This window comes from Streptomyces sp. CA-111067, from assembly GCF_050956065.1.
Classification (GTDB): Bacteria; Actinomycetota; Actinomycetes; order Streptomycetales; family Streptomycetaceae; genus Actinacidiphila.
In genome coordinates, this window is record NZ_CP192103.1 from 1,917,760 (window position 1) to 1,934,167 (window position 16,408).

The following is a 16,408-nucleotide window of genomic DNA, read 5'->3' on the forward strand; positions in this document are numbered from 1 at the left end:
TCCGGCTCTCGCGCCCGTGCGGTGTGTGCGGGTGGCCGTGCCCCCCATCTGGCCCCTCGGGCCGGGCCCGGGACGGTCGCAAAAGCGACAATCAGCCCATGAGTGCATCGCGTAACCCCACGCTTCGTACCAGCCGTACCAGCCGTACCAGTCCCGCGCGGGGCGGCCGGCCCGTCCGCCGTACCGGCAGGCTGCTGCTCCCGTGTGCCGCCGCCTGCGTGACGGCGCTGGTCGCGTCCGGTTGCAGCTCCGGCTCCTCGACGGCCTCCCCCGGCAGCGCGCCGGCCGCGAGCGCCGCGGCGGCGGCCGCCACCTCCGGGGGCAGCAACGATCTGCAGACCGACTACCAGAACACCGTCAAGGCGGTGCTCCCGTCGGTCGTGCAGATCAACACCAAGCAGGATCTGGGCTCCGGCGTCGTCTACGACGACAAGGGCGACATCGTCACCAACGCGCACGTCGTCGGCAGCGAGAAGAACTTCCAGGTGTCGCTCGCCACCGGCGGCAAGACGCTCGCGGCGACCCTGGTGGCCGCCTACCCGGCCGGCGACCTCGCGGTGATCCGGCTGACCTCGCCGCCGGACGGCCTGAAGCCGGCCGCGTTCGGCGACTCGGGGAAGGTGTCGGTCGGCCAGATCGTGCTGGCGATGGGCAACCCGCTGGGGCTCTCCAGCAGCGTCACGCAGGGCATCGTCTCGGCGACCGGCCGCACGGTCAGCGAGGGCGACTCGCAGAGCGGCGGCCCCGGCGCGACCATCGCCGACATGGTGCAGACGTCGGCCGCGATCAACCCCGGCAACAGCGGCGGCGCGCTGGTGAACCTCGACGACGAGGTGATCGGCATCCCGACGCTCGCCGCCACCGACCCGCAGCTGGGCAGCGGCGCGGCGCCCGGCATCGGCTTCGCGATCCCCGCCTCGACGGTGAAGCGGATCGCCGACCAGATCATCAAGGACGGCAAGGTCACCAACTCCGGCAGGGCCGGGCTCGGCGTCACCGTCCGCGAGGTGGTCGACCTGCAGAACCAGCCGGCCGGCGTGGCGATCGTCGCCGTGACGGCGGGCGGCCCGGCGGCCAAGGCGGGGCTCAAGGCGGGCGACGTGATCACGAAGGTCGGCTCGACGCCGATCACGAACGTGCAGTCGCTGACGGAGGCGCTGGCGGCGGACAAGCCGGGGCAGAAGGTGCCGGTGGGGTACCTGCGGGACGGTACGCAGAAGACGGCTCAGGTCACGCTCGGGTCGATCTAGGCGGCCCGCCGGGCCCGCCGCCGTGCAGGGACGAACGGGCCGGCGGGCCGGGGTGTGCGGCCGGGGTCAGTCCTGTGCGGCGTCGGCGTCGGCCGGGGTGTCCTTCGCGGCCGGGGTGTCCTTGGCGTCCTTGGTGTCCTGGCTGGCGTCCTGGCCGTCCTGCTGGTCGGCGTGCAGGCTCATCGGGCCGTAGATCCTGGTGTCACCGTCGGACAGCACGACCTGGTCGGCGCCGCCCTCCAGCAGTTCCTTCCAGACCTCGCCGATCCAGGACTCGGCGTCGCCCTGGGTGGTGAACTCCTCCGGCTGCACCGCGGGCGACACCTCGGTGCCGTCGGCCTTCTCGAACCGCCACGTCCACGCCATGTATGTCTCCTCGGTCCAGTCGGATCAGTCAGTGCGATCAAAGTGCGATCAGTGTGATCGGAACGGTCGGTACGGCCGTGCGGGGGAACCCTGACCGGCAGCGTATCGGCGTACCCGGCTCGCGGCACACACCGCATGGCGGCCCCGGCGCGCCCGGCCGGGCCGGACGCGAGACGATCGTGGCGTGGAACTGACTCTGCTCGGCACCGGCGGCCCCGAGGGTCTGCCGGTGCCCGACTGCCCCTGCGCGGCGTGCGCGCTCGCCGTGGGCGCGGGCGCCCGCGCCGCGACCTCCGTCCTGGTGGACGGGCTGATGCTGATCGATCTGACGCCCGGGGTGGCGCTCGCGGCGGCGCGGGCCGGGCACACGCTGGGCGGGCTGCGGCTGGTCGTGCTGTCGCACCCGCACGACGGTCCCGCGGTGGAGATCCCGGCCGGGCTGCCGGCCCCGGCGCGGCTGCCCGAGGGCCAGCGGCTCTCGCTGATGACCGGGCACCGGGTGCGGGCGGTGGCCACGGACGCGCCGGGCACGGGGTACGCGGTCGAGTCGCCCAACGGGTTGCGGCTGCTGTACCTGCCGCCCGGGTGCGCGGCGGCGGGCCTGCCCGAGAACGGGGAGGCGCCGTACCACCTGGTGCTGCTCGACGTGGTCGGCCGGCCCGACGCGCTGGCCCGGCTGCGGGCGGCGGGCCTGGTCACCGGAACGACGGACGTGGTCGCGGTGCACCTGGACCACGGCGCCCCGCCGCCGCCCGAGGTGCACCGGCGGCTCGCCGCGCTCGGCGCGCGGGCGGTGCCCGACGGCACGACGCTGACCGTCGGCGACTACCACGAGGTGCCGGACGTGCCGCGGCGGACGCTCGTGCTCGGCGGGGCGCGGTCGGGCAAGTCCGTGGAGGCCGAGCGACGGCTCGCCGCGTTCCCCGAGGTGGTCTACGTGGCGACCGGCGGCACCCGGGCCGGCGACCCGGAGTGGGCGGAACGAGTCACCCGCCACCGGGAGCGGCGCCCGGCGGGCTGGCGCACGGAGGAGACGTGCGACCTGGTCCCGCTGCTCGCCGACGCGGCGGGCCCGCCGCTGCTGATCGACTGCCTCGCGCTGTGGCTCACCGACGTGATGGACAAGGCGGGCGCGTGGACGGCGGAGGACTGGCCGGGGGCCGCCCGCGCGGAAGTCCGCGCCCGCGCCGACGAGTTGACCGCGGCCTGGCGCGCGACCCGCCGCACAGCGGTGGCGGTCTCGAACGAGGTCGGCTCCGGGGTGGTCCCCGCGACCCCCTCGGGCCGCCGCTTCCGCGACGAACTGGGCCGCTTGAACGCTGCGCTGGCAGCAGAGTCCGAACAGGTCCTCCTGACAGTGGCCGGCCTCCCCCACCCCCTCCGCCCCACATAGCCCGCGCCGTTCCGCCCAGTTCCCCCGCCCCTGACGGGGCCCGACCGGACGAGTACGGCACTCCCCCGCTGGGGCCGGCGGTGACGTGCAGCCACATCGCGGCTTGTCGCGCACTTCCCCGCGCCCCCTCAAAGCCGTGCCCGGCCGGGGCCAATCGCCCAGCCGAGCCCCAAAGGGGCGCGGGGAACTGCGCCACCAGCCACCCACCGGCCGGTGGCCCGGGAACAACCGCACTGCCCCGCTGGGGCCGGCGGTGACGTGCAGGCACATCGTGGCTTCTCGCGCAGTTCCCCGCGCCCCCTGAAAAGCCGTGCCGGGCCGGGGCCAATCGCCCAGGCGACCCCCGAAGGGGCGCGGGGAACTGCGCCACCAGCCACCCACCGGCCGGTGGCCCGGGAAGGACGGGCGCGGTGGTGGCGGGGCAGGGGGTACCGGGAGGGCGCCCGGGGGCGGGGGTTGGGGCGGTGAACCTCAGCGGGAGCGGGGCGGTACTGTTCGGCACGTGAGCGCCATCGAACTCGACGACTTCGGCTCCCTCGTGGAGCGCCCCGACGCCGGGATCCGGCGGGACTCGCAGGACCGGTGGGCCCGGGTGATCGCACCCACAGGCGCGCTCGGGAAGCCCGCCGAGCTGGCCGACTGGCTGGCCGCCGTGCAGGGCGTGGTCCCGGCCCGCCCGATCACCCGCCCCCGCGTCCTCGTCTTCGCCGGCGACCACGGTGTCGCCTCCCTCGACGTCTCGGCCCGCCCCGCCGGCACCGCCGCCGATCTGGTCCGCGCCGTCATCGACGGCACCGCCCCGCTCAGCGTCCTCGCCCGCAGCTACGACACCCACGTCCGCCTCATCGACATGTCGCTCGACTGCGACCCGTCCGACCTCCCCGCGAACGTCACCGCGCACCGCGTGCGCCGCGGCTCCGGCCGGATCGACATCGAGGACGCGCTGACGGCCGAGGAAGCGCAGCAGGCGTTCCGTACCGGCATGACCCTCGCCGACGAGGAGGCCGACTCCGGTACGGACCTCGTCCTGCTCGGCGACCTGAGCGTCGGCGGTACGACCCCGGCCGCCGTCCTCATCGCGGCCCTGTGCGGCACCGACGCCTCCGTCGTCACCGGGCGCGGCTCGGGCATCGACGACCTGGGCTGGATGCGGAAGTGCGCGGCGATCCGGGACTCGCTCCGGCGGGCCCGTCCGGTGCTCGGCGACCAGCTCGAACTGCTCGCCACGGTCGGCGGCGCCGACTTCGCCGCGATCACCGGGTTCCTGCTCCAGGCGTCGGTGCGCAAGCTTCCGGTCGTCCTGGACGGGGTGGTCAGCGCGGCCTGCGCGCTGGTCGCGCAGCGGGTGGCGTTCCGCGCGCCGGACTGGTGGCTGGCGGGGCACGCGAGCGGGGAGCCTGGGCAGTCCAAGGCGTTGGAGCGGATCTCGCTCGACCCGCTGCTCGATCATGGCGTGCACCTCGGCGGCGGCATGGGGTCACTGCTCGCTCTCCCTCTGCTGCGGGCGGCGGCGTCCTTCGCGGCGGAGCTCCCGGAGCTCCCCTCCCCGGCCGAGAAGCCCGAGCCCGAGCCCGAGGCCGCTGCCGCGGCCGAAACCCCGGAGCCTGCGGGCGACCCGCAGCCGTAGCCCCGGCCCAGCCCCGGTTTTCAAGGGGCGCGGGGAACTGCACGGCCAGCCCCCACCCACCGGTGGCGGCTGGCCGCCCATCATCCCTCACCGGCAGGTGGTTTCGTCCTAGTATCTGCCGCTATGGGAACGTCCAGCGCGGGTACCAGGGGCCACGACCCAGCCCTCGCCCCGGGCAGCGGACAAAGCACCGGGCCCACCGGGTCCAACCCGCCGACCCGGGCCGCCGCGTTCACCGTCTGGTATCTGCGGGCCGTCGCGTTCCTGAACTTCCTCGGGGCCGTCTGGGTCTCCTTCGGGCAGGACATCCGGCGGCACAACGCGCAGGACTACTTCACCCCGTACCTGCTCACCGCCGGCTTCACGTCCGGCGCCATCGCCCTCTTCCTCGCGATCACCATGCGGCGCCGCAAACGCGCCGCCTGGATCCTCAACCTCGTCCTGTGCGGGCTGTTCTTCGCCGCGCTCGCGCTCAGCATGGTGTGGCCGGACATCCACCGGCACGCGCAGAACTGGGTCTCGCTCGCGCTGACCACCCTCTTCCTGGCCGCGCTGCTGATCGGCCGCCGGGAGTTCCGGGCCAAGGGCGACCGCACCAACCCGTGGCACGCGGCCCTCACCGCCGCCGTCGGCCTCGTACTGGCCGCACTGATCGGCACCGCCCTGGTCACCGTCACCAACTCCGAGCACGGCGCGGGCTTCGGCGACAGCTTCGGCTACGCGCTGATGCGGCTGATCTCCCTCGTGCCGAACGACAGCGCGTTCATGACGATCTCCACGCCGGGCTGGGTGGACGTCATCATCAACGTGATGAGCACGCTGCTCTTCCTGCTCGTGCTGTTCGTGGCGTTCCGGTCGCCGCGCGGGCAGACGCTGCTGAGCCCGGAGGACGAGGCGCGGCTGCGCGTGCTGCTCGACAAGTTCGGCGACCGCGACTCGCTCGGCTACTTCGCGCTGCGCCGCGACAAGAGCGTCATCTGGTCGCCGAGCGGCAAGTCCGCGGTCGCCTACCGGGTGCTCGGCGGGGTGTCGCTGGCCTCCGGCGACCCGATCGGCGACCCGGAGGCGTGGCCCGGCGCCATCGACGCCTGGCTGGACGAGGCCACCGCGCACGCCTGGGTGCCGGCCGTGATGGGCGCGAGCGAGGAAGCCGGCACGGTCTACGCCCGGCACGGCCTGGACGCGCTGGAACTCGGTGACGAGGCGATCGTCGAGACCGACGACTTCACACTGGACGGCCGCGCGATGCGGACCGTCCGGCAGGCGTACAACCGGGTGAAACGCTCCGGCTGCACGGTACGGATCCGGCGGCACGCCGACATCCCGGCCGACGAACTGGACGCCCTGCTCGAACAGGCCGACGACTGGCGGGACGGCGGCACCGAGCGCGGCTTCTCGATGGCGCTCGGCCGGCTCGGCGACCCGGCGGACGGCCAGTGCGTGATGGTGGAGTGCGCGGACGGCGAAGGGCAGCCGCGGGCGCTGCTCAGCTTCGTGCCGTGGGGGCGCGGCGGCCTGTCGCTGGACCTGATGCGGCGGGACCGCGGCGCGGACAACGGGCTGATCGAGTTCATGGTGATCGAGCTGATCCAGCGCGCGCAGGAGGTGGGGGTCGAGCAGATCTCGCTGAACTTCGCGATGTTCAGGTCGGTCTTCGAGCGCGGCTCGCGGCTCGGCGCCGGGCCCGTGCTGCGGCTGTGGCACTCGCTGCTCACGTTCTTCTCCCGGTGGTGGCAGATCGAGTCGCTGTACCGGGCGAACGCGAAGTTCCGGCCGATCTGGGAGCCGCGGTACGTGCTCTTCGGCAAGTCGGGCGAGCTGCCGAGGATCGGCATCGCCGCCGCCCGCGCCGAGGGCTTCCTCGGGGTGCCGCGGCTGCCGTCCCCGCTGCGCCGCAGGGCGCGGTGAGCGCGCTGGACGGGCGGCCGGCCCGGTCCCGGTGGTGGTCGGGCGGCGCCCGCGCGCTGTGGGGCCCGGTACGGGACTTCGGGCGGGCCGAACTGGGCGCGCCGGTCGGCGAGGTGTGGCGGCGGCTGCGGACCGGCGGGGTGCTCGCCGTCCCGCTGACCCTCACCGCGTGCGTGGGCATCGTGGCGCTACAGGTCCTCCAGCACTTGCGGGGCGCGAGCGACTGGGTGGACCGGCTCGGCGGGGTCTACGCGACGCTGCCGTGGTGGCAGGCGCTGCTGCGGACGCCGCTCTCGCTGTTCGTGCCCGATCCGTCGCTGCCGATCTGGGGGCTGATGCTCCAGGTCGTGGTGGTGTTCGGCATCGCCGAGACGACGCTTGGCGCCCGCCGCACGCTGGGCGTCGCCCTGCTGGCCACCCTCGCGGGCACGGCGTTCGCCCGCTACTCGCTGTGGACGGGCCCGGGCGGATTCCTCGGCCTGCCGACGTCCGACTTGCTGGTCCGGGACACGGGCCCGTCGGCGGCGGTGGTCGCGCTCGGCCTGTACGTGGCATGCCGGTACCGGGCCTGGTGGACGGCGGCGGCGATCGTCGCCGCGATGGTCATCGAGGTCGTGACGATCACGAACCTGGCAGGCTTCGAGCACCTGGCGGGCGCGGCCGCGATCCTCCTCCTGACAGCCTTCGAGACGTGGACCGGCCTCGCCCCGCCGACCCCGGCCCGCCCGGGGGCCGATACCCTCACGCGATGACCGAGGCGGGTGAGGAGACGCGGGAGAACAAGCACGTGACGCCCGAGGCCCCGGCGCCCCCAGCCGAACCCCTGGCGACTCCTGCCCCCGAGGCCACGGCTGCCACCGATACGCCCGAGGCCGCGGCGGACGCCGGCGAAACGGCGCCGGTTCGGGGCGAAGCCGCCCCCGACGCCACGGACGCGCCCGAAGCCCCGGCCGGCGTGGGCGAAGCCGTCCCGGCCTCCGCTCCCGGCGAGGGTCCCGCCGTCTTCGACGGGCTGCGCTTCGCCTTCGGCACGCTCACCGTCATCCCCGTGACCGTGCGCCGGTGGGACCGGGCCGCCGCCGCTGCCGGGATGGCCGCCGCCCCGCTCGTCGGGCTGGTCGTCGGGGGCGGCGCGGCGGCCGGGGGCGGTCTGCTCACCTCGCTCGGGGCGAGTCCGCTGCTCGCGGCGATCGGCGCCGTCGCCGTGCCCGCCGTCCTCACTCGCGGGCTGCACCTCGACGGGCTGGCCGACACCGCCGACGGGCTCGGCAGTGGCAAACCCGCCGACGAGGCGCTGCGGATCATGAAGCAGTCGGACATCGGGCCGTTCGGCGTCCTCACCCTGATCCTGGTCCTCCTCGCGCAGACCGCCGCGCTCGCCGCCTGCTACGCCGACAGCTGGACCTACGGCTGCGTGGCGGCCGTGCTGGCCGCGTTCACCGGCCGTACCGCCATGACCCTGGCCTGCCGCCCCGCCGTCCCCGCGGCCCGTCCCGGCGGCCTGGGCGCGGCCGTCGCGGGCTCAGTCCGCACCGGCACCGCGTGCGCGCTCGCCGTCCTCGCGGTGGCCGCCGGCTGCGCCGCGGGCCTGCCTTTCGGCGGCCTGACCGCCGGCCGCGGCGCCGCCGCGGCCTGCCTGGCGCTGCTCTGCGCCGAGGCGCTGCTGCGCCACTGCGTACGCCGTTTCCGCGGTACAACGGGTGACGTCTTCGGCGCGCTCTGTGAAACGGCGACGACCGCGACACTGGTCGTGCTTTCCCTGCGCTGAGCAGACGGCTCAACGGACAGCCGATCAGACCGCCGATCGGACGGCGAATCCGGAAGATGTCCGTCAATATAGCGTATCCGATTAAACTCCACCGACGGCCGAGCGCCCGCCCGACCCACTGTCCGGAATGCGGAAATCCGGAGCTGCTGTGCGGGTGCCACTTTTGCCCCGCATACCCGCGCACCGGCCGGCGGCCCGGCCCGGGATAATGTGGTAAGCGGCGGCGCCGACCCGGATATCGGACCTGAATGTCCGGCATTTCACTTCAGGTGCCCGGATGGCCGGTGATGTCCCAAGTGCGCTGCCCCGCGCGGGCGTCCACCCCGCCGGCCACCCCGGACCCCGCCCCCTTCGACGCGATCCCGCCACTTCGCCGAAATGGCCCGCTATCCCCGGATAACGATATACCAGTGGTCCGTATGCTGGATTTCCTGAGCCGCTCACTTCCGCGCCGGTAGCCAACTTGTTCGACCCGCTGCCGCTGGCTAGAGTCGGGCGCCATGACCGCAGATATTGCATTGATACGCAGCAGTTTCAAGGCCGTCGAGCCGCACGGTTCGCAGGTGACCGGGTATTTCTACGACCACCTGTTCACCAATCACCCCGGTGTCCGCCCGCTGTTCGCCCCGCACATCGACGAGCAGCGCGACCGGCTGTGGGCCGCGCTGGGCGCGCTGGTCGCCAACATCGAGAACACCGAGACGCTGACGACCATGCTGCAGAACCTCGGCCGGCGGCACGTGGGCTACGGCGCCCTGGCCGAGCACTACCCGGCCGTCGGCGCCAGCCTGATCGCCACCCTCAAGCACTACGCGGGCAACGACTGGACGCCCGAGGTCGAGGAGTCCTGGGTCGCGGTCTACGGCGTGATCAGCGAGACCATGATCGCGGCCGGCGAGACGGCCTCCCGCTGACGCGACCGCAGCCGACAGCGGCTCGTCGCGACGAGCCGCCGCCCGGTTCCCAACTGTCCGGAGGTCACCCCTGATGTCAACCGCCGGTGGGTCGTCGTGAGCGACACCCAGGCGTTGCGAGACTCCTTCGCCCTGGTCGGCAAGTCCGGGGACGAGGTGCCGCGGTACTTCTACTCGTATCTGTTCCTGATCGCGCCGCAGGTCCGGCCGATGTTCCCGGTGTCCATGGGGACACAGCGGGACCGGCTGGTCGCGGCGCTCGGCCGGATCGTCGCGGACGCCGACGACCCGGAGCGGCTCGTCCCCTACGTGCAGCAACTGGGCCGCGACCACCGCAAGTTCCAGGTGGTGGCGCAGCACTACGAGGCGGTCGGGCAGGCGCTGCTCGCCACGCTCGGCTACTTCCTGGGCGAGGCGTGGACGCCGGAGCTGCAGCGCGGCTGGACCGAGGCGTACGGGCTGGTCTCGCAGACCATGTTCCAGGCGGCCGAGGCCGACAGCACGGTCAACCCGGCGTGGTGGAACGCCGAGGTGGTGCGGCACGAGCAGCGCTCGTTCGACCTCGCGGTCGTCACGCTGCGGCTGGAGCAGCCGATGGCGTACGCCGCCGGGCAGTCGGTGATGGTGGAGACGCCGATGCTGCCGAGCACCTGGCGGTCGTTCACCCCGGCCAACGCGGTGCGCGGCGACGGCACGATCGAGCTGCACGTGCGGTCGCTCGACGGGGGCCTGGTCAGCTCGGCCATGGTCTACCGGCTGCGGCGCGGCGACGTGCTGCGGCTGGCGGCGCCGGTCGGCAACCGGCTGACGCTGCGGCGCTCGCAGGGCCGGGACCTGGTACTGGTCGCCGGGGGCACCGGGCTGGCACCGCTGCGCGCGCTGGTCGAGGAGATCGCCTGGCACGGTCCGCCACGCAGGGTGGACCTGATCTTCGGCGCCCGCGACTCGTACGGGCTGTACGACATGCCCGCGCTGAACCAACTGGCCCAGGCCAACCCGTGGTTCCACGTCACGCCCGTGGTCGGGGCGGACGCCGGCACCTTCGAGAACCGGAGTCTGGCCGGGCCCGTCCTGCGCACCGCCGTGTGGCGCGGACGCTCCGTGTACGTCTGCGGCTCGCCGGCGATGGTCTCCGCGACGGTCCGCGACCTGGCGGCCGGAGGCATCCCCCACGACCTGCTGCACTTCGAAGACGCTCGGTGATCGGAGACACGTGAACGAGACACGAGCACCCCGCCCCGAGGAGCGCCGGGTGACGCCCGAGACGCTGCGGTCGATGCGGTTCCCGCGGGCGCCGCTGACCCGGCGCGGCTACCTCGAGGAGCCGGTGGACGACGTGCTGCGCCGCTGCGCGGCGGCGCTGACGGTACTGGCCGAGGAGAACGACCGGCTGCGCACGGACATGCAGCGGCACCGGGACTGGATCCGGGCGAACAACATCGGCGACGGCAGCAGCCCGACCGGCGTGCCGACGGTTGACGCGGTGCTCCAGCAGGCCCGCGCGCAGCAGTCCGCCGAGCAGACGGTCTTCGCGGCCCGCGAGCAGGCCCGCACGCTGCTCCAGGCGGCGAGGGAGCAGGCCGAGGCGGTCCTGCAGCAGATCCGCGCCCACGACGGCTCCACCCCGAGCAGCGACCAGGAGGAGACCGAGCGCCTGATCTCCTACCTCCGCCAACTGGCCCAGTCACTGACCGTGACAGCCGACCAGTACGCCACCAAACGCCCGGAGCCCACGGGAACCCCGCACGGGCGCTGATCCCCTTCTTTTTGGCTCCCTCGCCTTCGGGGCGCTTCAGTCCCTTGGGGGTCCCCCCGGACGGAGTCTGGGGGAGGTCGATCATGCTCCCCCCTTCAGGACCTCCGCGTTCCCCCAGACTCCGTCCGGGGGGACCCCCACCTTTCGGCAGGGCCCGCCCCTTCGACTCGGGAGCCGTCCTCGGTTCACCGTCAGGCGCATCGCTCGCCCATGGGTGATTGCGCCTCAAGTAGCTCATCAGGCTCTCGGGCGTAGGCTCTTGGCCGGGGCGGATGCCCCTGGTCCGCCCCGTTGATGTGGCGGATTACGATGCGTGGGGCCCCGCCGGGCCATCCACCGGCCCGTACACAGGACCTCGACCGAATAGGACCTCTGCCACCGTGACTGCAGTGACACTCAGTACCTCCTCCGCCGCAACGTTGCGCGCGGACGCAATCGTCGTGGGGGTGACCAAGGGGGCCAAGGGTCCCCGGGTCGCCCCGGGGGCGGAATCGGTTGACTCGGCGTTCGACGGCAAGCTCGCCGCCACGCTGGAGACGGTTGGCGCCTCGGGTGCCGAGGGCGAGGTGACGAAGCTGCCGGCCGCCGCCGGGCTGAAGGCTCCCCTGGTGGTCGCGGTGGGTCTGGGTGACGCTCCCGAGGAGGGCGACAGCTTCGACCCGGAGGCGCTGCGCAGGGCCGCCGGAGTGGCCGCCCGCTCGCTGGCCGGGGTGAAGAAGGCGTCGTTCGCGCTGCCCGCGCAGGGCGCCGCCGAGGTCGAGGCGATCGCCACCGGCGCGCTGCTGGGCGCGTACGCGTTCACCACGTACCAGGCGCAGGCCGACGGCGCCAAGGGCTCGCTCGCCGAGGCCGCGCTGACCGGTGCGAAGCCGCGCGACAAGGCGCACAAGGCCGCGGTGGAGCGCGCGGTCGCGGTGGCCGCGGAGGTCAACCGGGCCCGCGACCTGATCAACACCCCGCCCAACGACCTGAACCCGAAGGCGTTCGCGGCCACCGTGCAGGCCGCCGCCAAGGAGTTCGGCCTGAAGGTCGAGGTGCTCGACGAGAAGGCGCTGCTCAAGGGCGGCTACGGCGGCATCATGGGCGTCGGCCAGGGCTCGGCGACGCCGCCGCGGCTGGTCCGGGTGGCGTACACGCACGCCAAGGCGACCCGCACGCTGGCCTTCGTCGGCAAGGGCATCACCTACGACTCGGGCGGCATCTCGCTGAAGCCGCCGGGGCACAACGAGACGATGAAGTGCGACATGAGCGGCGCCGCCGCGGTGTTCGGCGCGGTCGTCGCCTCCGCGAAGCTCGGCCTGCCGGTCAACGTGACCGGCTGGCTCGCGCTGGCCGAGAACATGCCGGGCGGCGGCGCGACCCGCCCCGGCGACGTGCTGAAGATGTACAGCGGCACCACCGTCGAGGTGCTGAACACCGACGCCGAGGGCCGGCTGGTGCTGGCCGACGCGATCGCCCGCGCCTCGGAGGAGTCGCCGGACGCGATCGTGGACGTGGCGACGCTGACCGGTGCGATGGTGCTGGCGCTGGGCTCCGAGCGGTTCGGGATCATGTCGAACAACGACGAGTTCCGCGGCCGGGTGCACGCCGCCGCGCTGGCCGAGGGCGAGGACTCCTGGCCGATGCCGCTGCCCGAGCAGCTGCGCAAGACGTTCGACTCGCCGACCGCCGACATCGCCAACATGGGCAGCCGCCCCGGCGGCGGCCTGGTGGCCGGCCTGTTCCTGCGCGAGTTCGTCGGCGAGGGCATCACCTGGGCGCACCTGGACATCGCGGGCCCCGCGTTCCACGAGGGCGCCCCCTTCGGCTACACCCCGAAGGGCGGCACCGGCTCCGCGGTCCGCACCCTGGTCGCCCTGGCCCGCCGCACCGCGGAGGGCGAGCTCTTCTGATCGGGTGAGATGTGTCACGTGCGGTCCCGGGCGATGCGCCCGGGGCCGTACTCGTGTGATCGGCGGCCGGGGCCGATGGCCCGTCGGGCGCCAACAAGTGCGAAGATGTGGAACGGCACGACAGGGCCCCGTTTAAGACAAAGCGGCCGAACCTAAGCCGCCGACCGGTCATCGTGGACCGGCTCCGGCGTACCCATGCATGGAGGACGTGACGTGGCGAACGACGCCAGCACTGTTTTCGACCTAGTGATCCTCGGCGGTGGCAGTGGCGGTTACGCTGCCGCTCTGCGTGCCGCGCAGCTTGGACTTGACGTCGCCCTGATCGAGAAGAACAAGCTCGGGGGCACCTGTCTGCACAACGGTTGCATCCCCACCAAGGCGCTGCTGCACGCCGGGGAGATCGCCGACCAGGCTCGCGAGAGCGAGCAGTTCGGTGTGCGCACCACTTTCGAGGGCATCGACATCGCGGCCGTCCACAAGTACAAGGACGACGTGATCTCCGGCCTCTACAAGGGCCTCCAGGGCCTGGTGGCCTCCCGGAAGGTGACCTACATCGAGGGCGAGGGCCGGCTGTCGTCGCCCACCTCGGTGGATGTGAACGGCCAGCGGATCCAGGGGCGGCACATCCTGCTCGCGACCGGCTCCGTACCGCGTTCGCTGCCGGGCCTGGACATCGACGGCAACCGGATCATCTCCTCCGACCACGCGCTGACCCTGGACCGGGTGCCGGCCTCGGCGATCGTGCTGGGCGGCGGCGTGATCGGCGTGGAGTTCGCCTCGGTGTGGAAGTCCTTCGGCACCGACGTGACCATCGTCGAGGGCCTGCCGCACCTGGTGCCGGTGGAGGACGAGAACAGCTCCAAGCTGCTGGAGCGGGCCTTCCGCAAGCGCGGCATCAAGTTCAACGTCGGCACCTTCTTCCAGAGCGCCGAGTACACCGACAGCGGCGTGAAGGTCACCCTGGCCGACGGCAAGACCTTCGAGGCCGAGCTGCTGCTGGTCGCGATCGGCCGCGGCCCGGTCTCGCAGAACCTGGGGTACGAGGAGCAGGGCGTCGCGATGGACCGCGGCTTCGTCCTGGTCGACGAGTACATGCGCACCAACGTGCCGACCATCTCCGCCGTCGGCGACCTGGTGCCGACCCTCCAGCTGGCGCACGTCGGCTTCGCCGAGGGCATCCTCGTCGCGGAGCGGCTGGCCGGCCTGAAGGCCGTGCCGGTGGACTACGACGGTGTGCCGCGGGTGACGTACTGCCACCCCGAGGTCGCCTCCGTGGGCATCACCGAGGCCAAGGCCAAGGAGGTCTACGGTGCCGACAAGGTCGTCACGCTGAAGTACAACCTGGCCGGCAACGGCAAGAGCAAGATCCTCAAGACCGCCGGCGAGGTCAAGCTGGTCCAGGTCCGCGACGGGGCCGTGGTGGGCGTCCACATGGTCGGCGACCGGATGGGCGAGCAGGTCGGCGAGGCCCAGCTCATCTACAACTGGGAGGCGCTGCCCGCCGAGGTGGCGCAGCTCATCCACGCGCACCCGACGCAGAGCGAGGCGCTCGGCGAGGCCCACCTCGCGCTCGCGGGCAAGCCGCTGCACTCGCACGACTGACCCTCCACGCCACCCCATCCGCACAGATCGTTAGGAGTAACCGCAACCATGGCGGTTTCCGTAACCCTGCCGGCGCTCGGCGAGAGCGTGACCGAGGGCACCGTCACCCGCTGGCTGAAGGCCGAGGGTGAGCACGTCGAGGCCGACGAGCCGCTGCTCGAGGTCTCGACGGACAAGGTCGACACCGAGATCCCCTCCCCCGCGTCCGGCACCCTCGCGTCGATCAAGGTCGCCGAGGACGAGACGGTCGAGGTCGGTGCCGAGCTGGCCGTCATCGACGACGGCAGCGGCGGCGCGCCCGCCGCAGAGCAGAGCCAGGCCCCCGCCCCGGCGCAGGAGCAGGCGCCGGCGCAGCCCGAGCAGCCGGCCGCCGCGACCCCGTCCACCGAGGCGCAGGCCCCGGCTCCGGCGCCGACCGCGCAGGCCGCCGAGGGCGGCAGCAGCGCCGAGGGCACCGATGTGGTGCTGCCCGCGCTCGGTGAGAGCGTCACCGAGGGCACCGTCACCCGCTGGCTGAAGTCGGTCGGCGACAGCATCGAGGCCGACGAGCCGCTGCTTGAGGTGTCCACCGACAAGGTCGACACCGAGATCCCGTCGCCGGTGTCCGGCACCGTGCTGGAGATCCTGGTCCAGGAGGACGAGACGGCGGAGGTCGGCGCGAAGCTGGCCGTCGTCGGCGCGGCGGGCGCGGCCCCGGCGCAGCAGCAGGCACCGGCCGCCCCGGCTCCGGCGCAGGAGTCCGCTCCGGCCCCGGCTGCTCCGCAGCAGCAGGCGCCGGCACCGCAGGCGCCGACCGCTCCGGCCCCGCAGACGCAGGAGACCCCGGCGCCCGCGCCGGTCCCGTCGGCTCCCGCGCCCGCTCCCACCCCGGCGCCCGCGCCCGCCCCGCAGCAGGCCCCGGCCGCCCCGGCCGCGGCCTCCTCCGGTGACGACGGCGCCTACGTCACCCCGCTGGTCCGCAAGCTCGCCGCCGAGAGCGGCGTGGACCTCGGCTCGGTGCGCGGCACCGGCGTCGGCGGCCGGATCCGCAAGCAGGACGTGATCACCGCCGCGGAGGCCGCCAAGGCCGCCGCCGCTTCGGCCGCCGCCAAGCCCGCGGCGGCACCGAAGGCCGCAGCGCAGGCGTCCCCGCTGCGCGGCCAGACCGTCAAGATGACCCGGATGCGCAAGGTCATCGGCGACAACATGATGAAGGCGCTGCACTCGCAGGCGCAGCTCACCACCGTGCTCGAGGTGGACGTCACCCGGCTCATGCGGCTGCGCGCGCAGGCCAAGGAGTCCTTCCTGGCCCGCGAGGGCGTGAAGCTGTCGCCGATGCCGTTCTACGTCAAGGCCGCCGCCCAGGCGCTCAAGGCGAACCCGGTGGTCAACGCGCGGATCAACGAGGACGAGGGCACGATCACCTACTTCGACTCCGAGAACATCGGGATCGCGGTGGACTCCGAGAAGGGTCTGATGACCCCGGTCATCAAGGGTGCGGGCGACCTGAACATCGCCGGTATCGCCAAGAAGACCGCGGAGCTGGCGGGCAACGTCCGGGCCAGCAAGATCACCCCGGACGACCTGGCCGGCGCGACCTTCACGATCAGCAACACCGGCTCGCGCGGCGCGCTGTTCGACACGGTCATCGTGCCGCCGAACCAGGCGGCCATCCTGGGCATCGGCGCCACCGTCAAGCGCCCGGTGGTCGTGGAGACCCCCGACGGGACGGTCATCGGGGTCCGCGACATGACGTACCTGTCGCTGTCGTACGACCACCGGCTGGTGGACGGCGCCGACGCGGCGCGCTACCTGGTGGCGGTCAAGGAGATCCTGGAGGCGGGCGAGTTCGAGGTCGAACTCGGCCTGTAGAACCGCCTGCGGCTGCCTGTACGGCACAGACGGCGCCCCCGTTCGGTACGACGAACGGGGGCGCCGTCGTATCGTCTATGT

12 protein-coding genes and 1 pseudogene are annotated in these 16,408 nt (G+C 73.2%); 12 read left to right on the plus strand and 1 reads right to left on the minus strand.

The genetic code is table 11. The features are described 5' to 3' along the window. The first annotated feature begins 98 nt into the window (after positions 1-98). Positions 99-1,250, plus strand: a complete 1,152-nt coding sequence (locus ACQPW6_RS08385) for a S1C family serine protease (RefSeq protein WP_433888915.1) — start codon at positions 99-101, stop codon at positions 1,248-1,250. Positions 1,251-1,412: 162 nt separating this feature from the next. On the opposite strand, the pseudogene ACQPW6_RS08390 reads toward ACQPW6_RS08385, so the two are convergent. Beyond that, positions 1,413-1,616: pseudogene (locus ACQPW6_RS08390) on the minus strand (hypothetical protein); the annotation flags it as partial. Positions 1,617-1,800: 184 nt separating this feature from the next. Here ACQPW6_RS08390 and ACQPW6_RS08395 point away from each other — a divergent pair. The 11 genes from ACQPW6_RS08395 to sucB all read left to right on the plus strand — a co-directional run bounded on the left by ACQPW6_RS08395 (position 1,801) and on the right by sucB (position 16,327). Further along, complete coding sequence (locus ACQPW6_RS08395) at positions 1,801-3,009, plus strand: bifunctional adenosylcobinamide kinase/adenosylcobinamide-phosphate guanylyltransferase (protein ID WP_433888916.1); 1,209 nt, start codon at positions 1,801-1,803, stop codon at positions 3,007-3,009. Between the two features lie 502 nt (positions 3,010-3,511). Beyond that, positions 3,512-4,636 carry a nicotinate-nucleotide--dimethylbenzimidazole phosphoribosyltransferase gene (cobT, locus tag ACQPW6_RS08400; RefSeq protein WP_433888917.1) on the plus strand — a complete coding sequence of 375 codons (1,125 nt, stop codon included), beginning with the start codon at positions 3,512-3,514 and terminating at the stop codon, positions 4,634-4,636. Positions 4,637-4,759: 123 nt separating this feature from the next. Then, positions 4,760-6,544, plus strand: a complete 1,785-nt coding sequence (locus tag ACQPW6_RS08405) for a phosphatidylglycerol lysyltransferase domain-containing protein (RefSeq protein ID WP_433888918.1) — start codon at positions 4,760-4,762, stop codon at positions 6,542-6,544. Beyond that, the gene (locus tag ACQPW6_RS08410; protein WP_433888919.1) at positions 6,541-7,296 is read left to right on the plus strand and encodes a hypothetical protein; all 756 of its coding nucleotides are present in this window, start codon (positions 6,541-6,543) and stop codon (positions 7,294-7,296) included. The genes ACQPW6_RS08405 and ACQPW6_RS08410 overlap by 4 nt, the downstream gene beginning before the upstream one ends. Next, positions 7,293-8,312, plus strand: coding sequence for an adenosylcobinamide-GDP ribazoletransferase (locus ACQPW6_RS08415; protein ID WP_433888920.1), 1,020 nt, complete (start codon positions 7,293-7,295; stop codon positions 8,310-8,312). Before ACQPW6_RS08410 ends, ACQPW6_RS08415 begins: the two co-directional genes overlap by 4 nt. 500 nt (positions 8,313-8,812) lie before the next feature. Then, entirely contained in the window at positions 8,813-9,226 is a 414-nt protein-coding gene (locus ACQPW6_RS08420; protein ID WP_433888921.1) for a globin family protein, read from the plus strand. A 96-nt stretch (positions 9,227-9,322) separates the two neighbouring features. After that, the gene (locus ACQPW6_RS08425) at positions 9,323-10,429 is read left to right on the plus strand and encodes a globin domain-containing protein (protein WP_433888922.1); all 1,107 of its coding nucleotides are present in this window, start codon (positions 9,323-9,325) and stop codon (positions 10,427-10,429) included. A 10-nt stretch (positions 10,430-10,439) separates the two neighbouring features. Continuing rightward, positions 10,440-10,982 (plus strand): DivIVA domain-containing protein, encoded by a 543-nt coding sequence (locus ACQPW6_RS08430; protein WP_433888923.1) that lies wholly within the window; start codon positions 10,440-10,442, stop codon positions 10,980-10,982. 380 nt (positions 10,983-11,362) lie between these two features. After that, positions 11,363-12,874, plus strand: a complete 1,512-nt coding sequence (locus ACQPW6_RS08435) for a leucyl aminopeptidase (RefSeq protein ID WP_433888924.1) — start codon at positions 11,363-11,365, stop codon at positions 12,872-12,874. 213 nt (positions 12,875-13,087) lie between these two features. Next, positions 13,088-14,476: a dihydrolipoyl dehydrogenase gene (gene lpdA / locus ACQPW6_RS08440; RefSeq protein WP_433888925.1), complete on the plus strand. Its 1,389-nt coding sequence runs from the start codon at positions 13,088-13,090 to the stop codon at positions 14,474-14,476. A 48-nt stretch (positions 14,477-14,524) separates the two neighbouring features. Beyond that, positions 14,525-16,327, plus strand: a complete 1,803-nt coding sequence (gene sucB, locus ACQPW6_RS08445) for a 2-oxoglutarate dehydrogenase, E2 component, dihydrolipoamide succinyltransferase (protein WP_433888926.1) — start codon at positions 14,525-14,527, stop codon at positions 16,325-16,327. Positions 16,328-16,408: the final 81 nt, after the last annotated feature.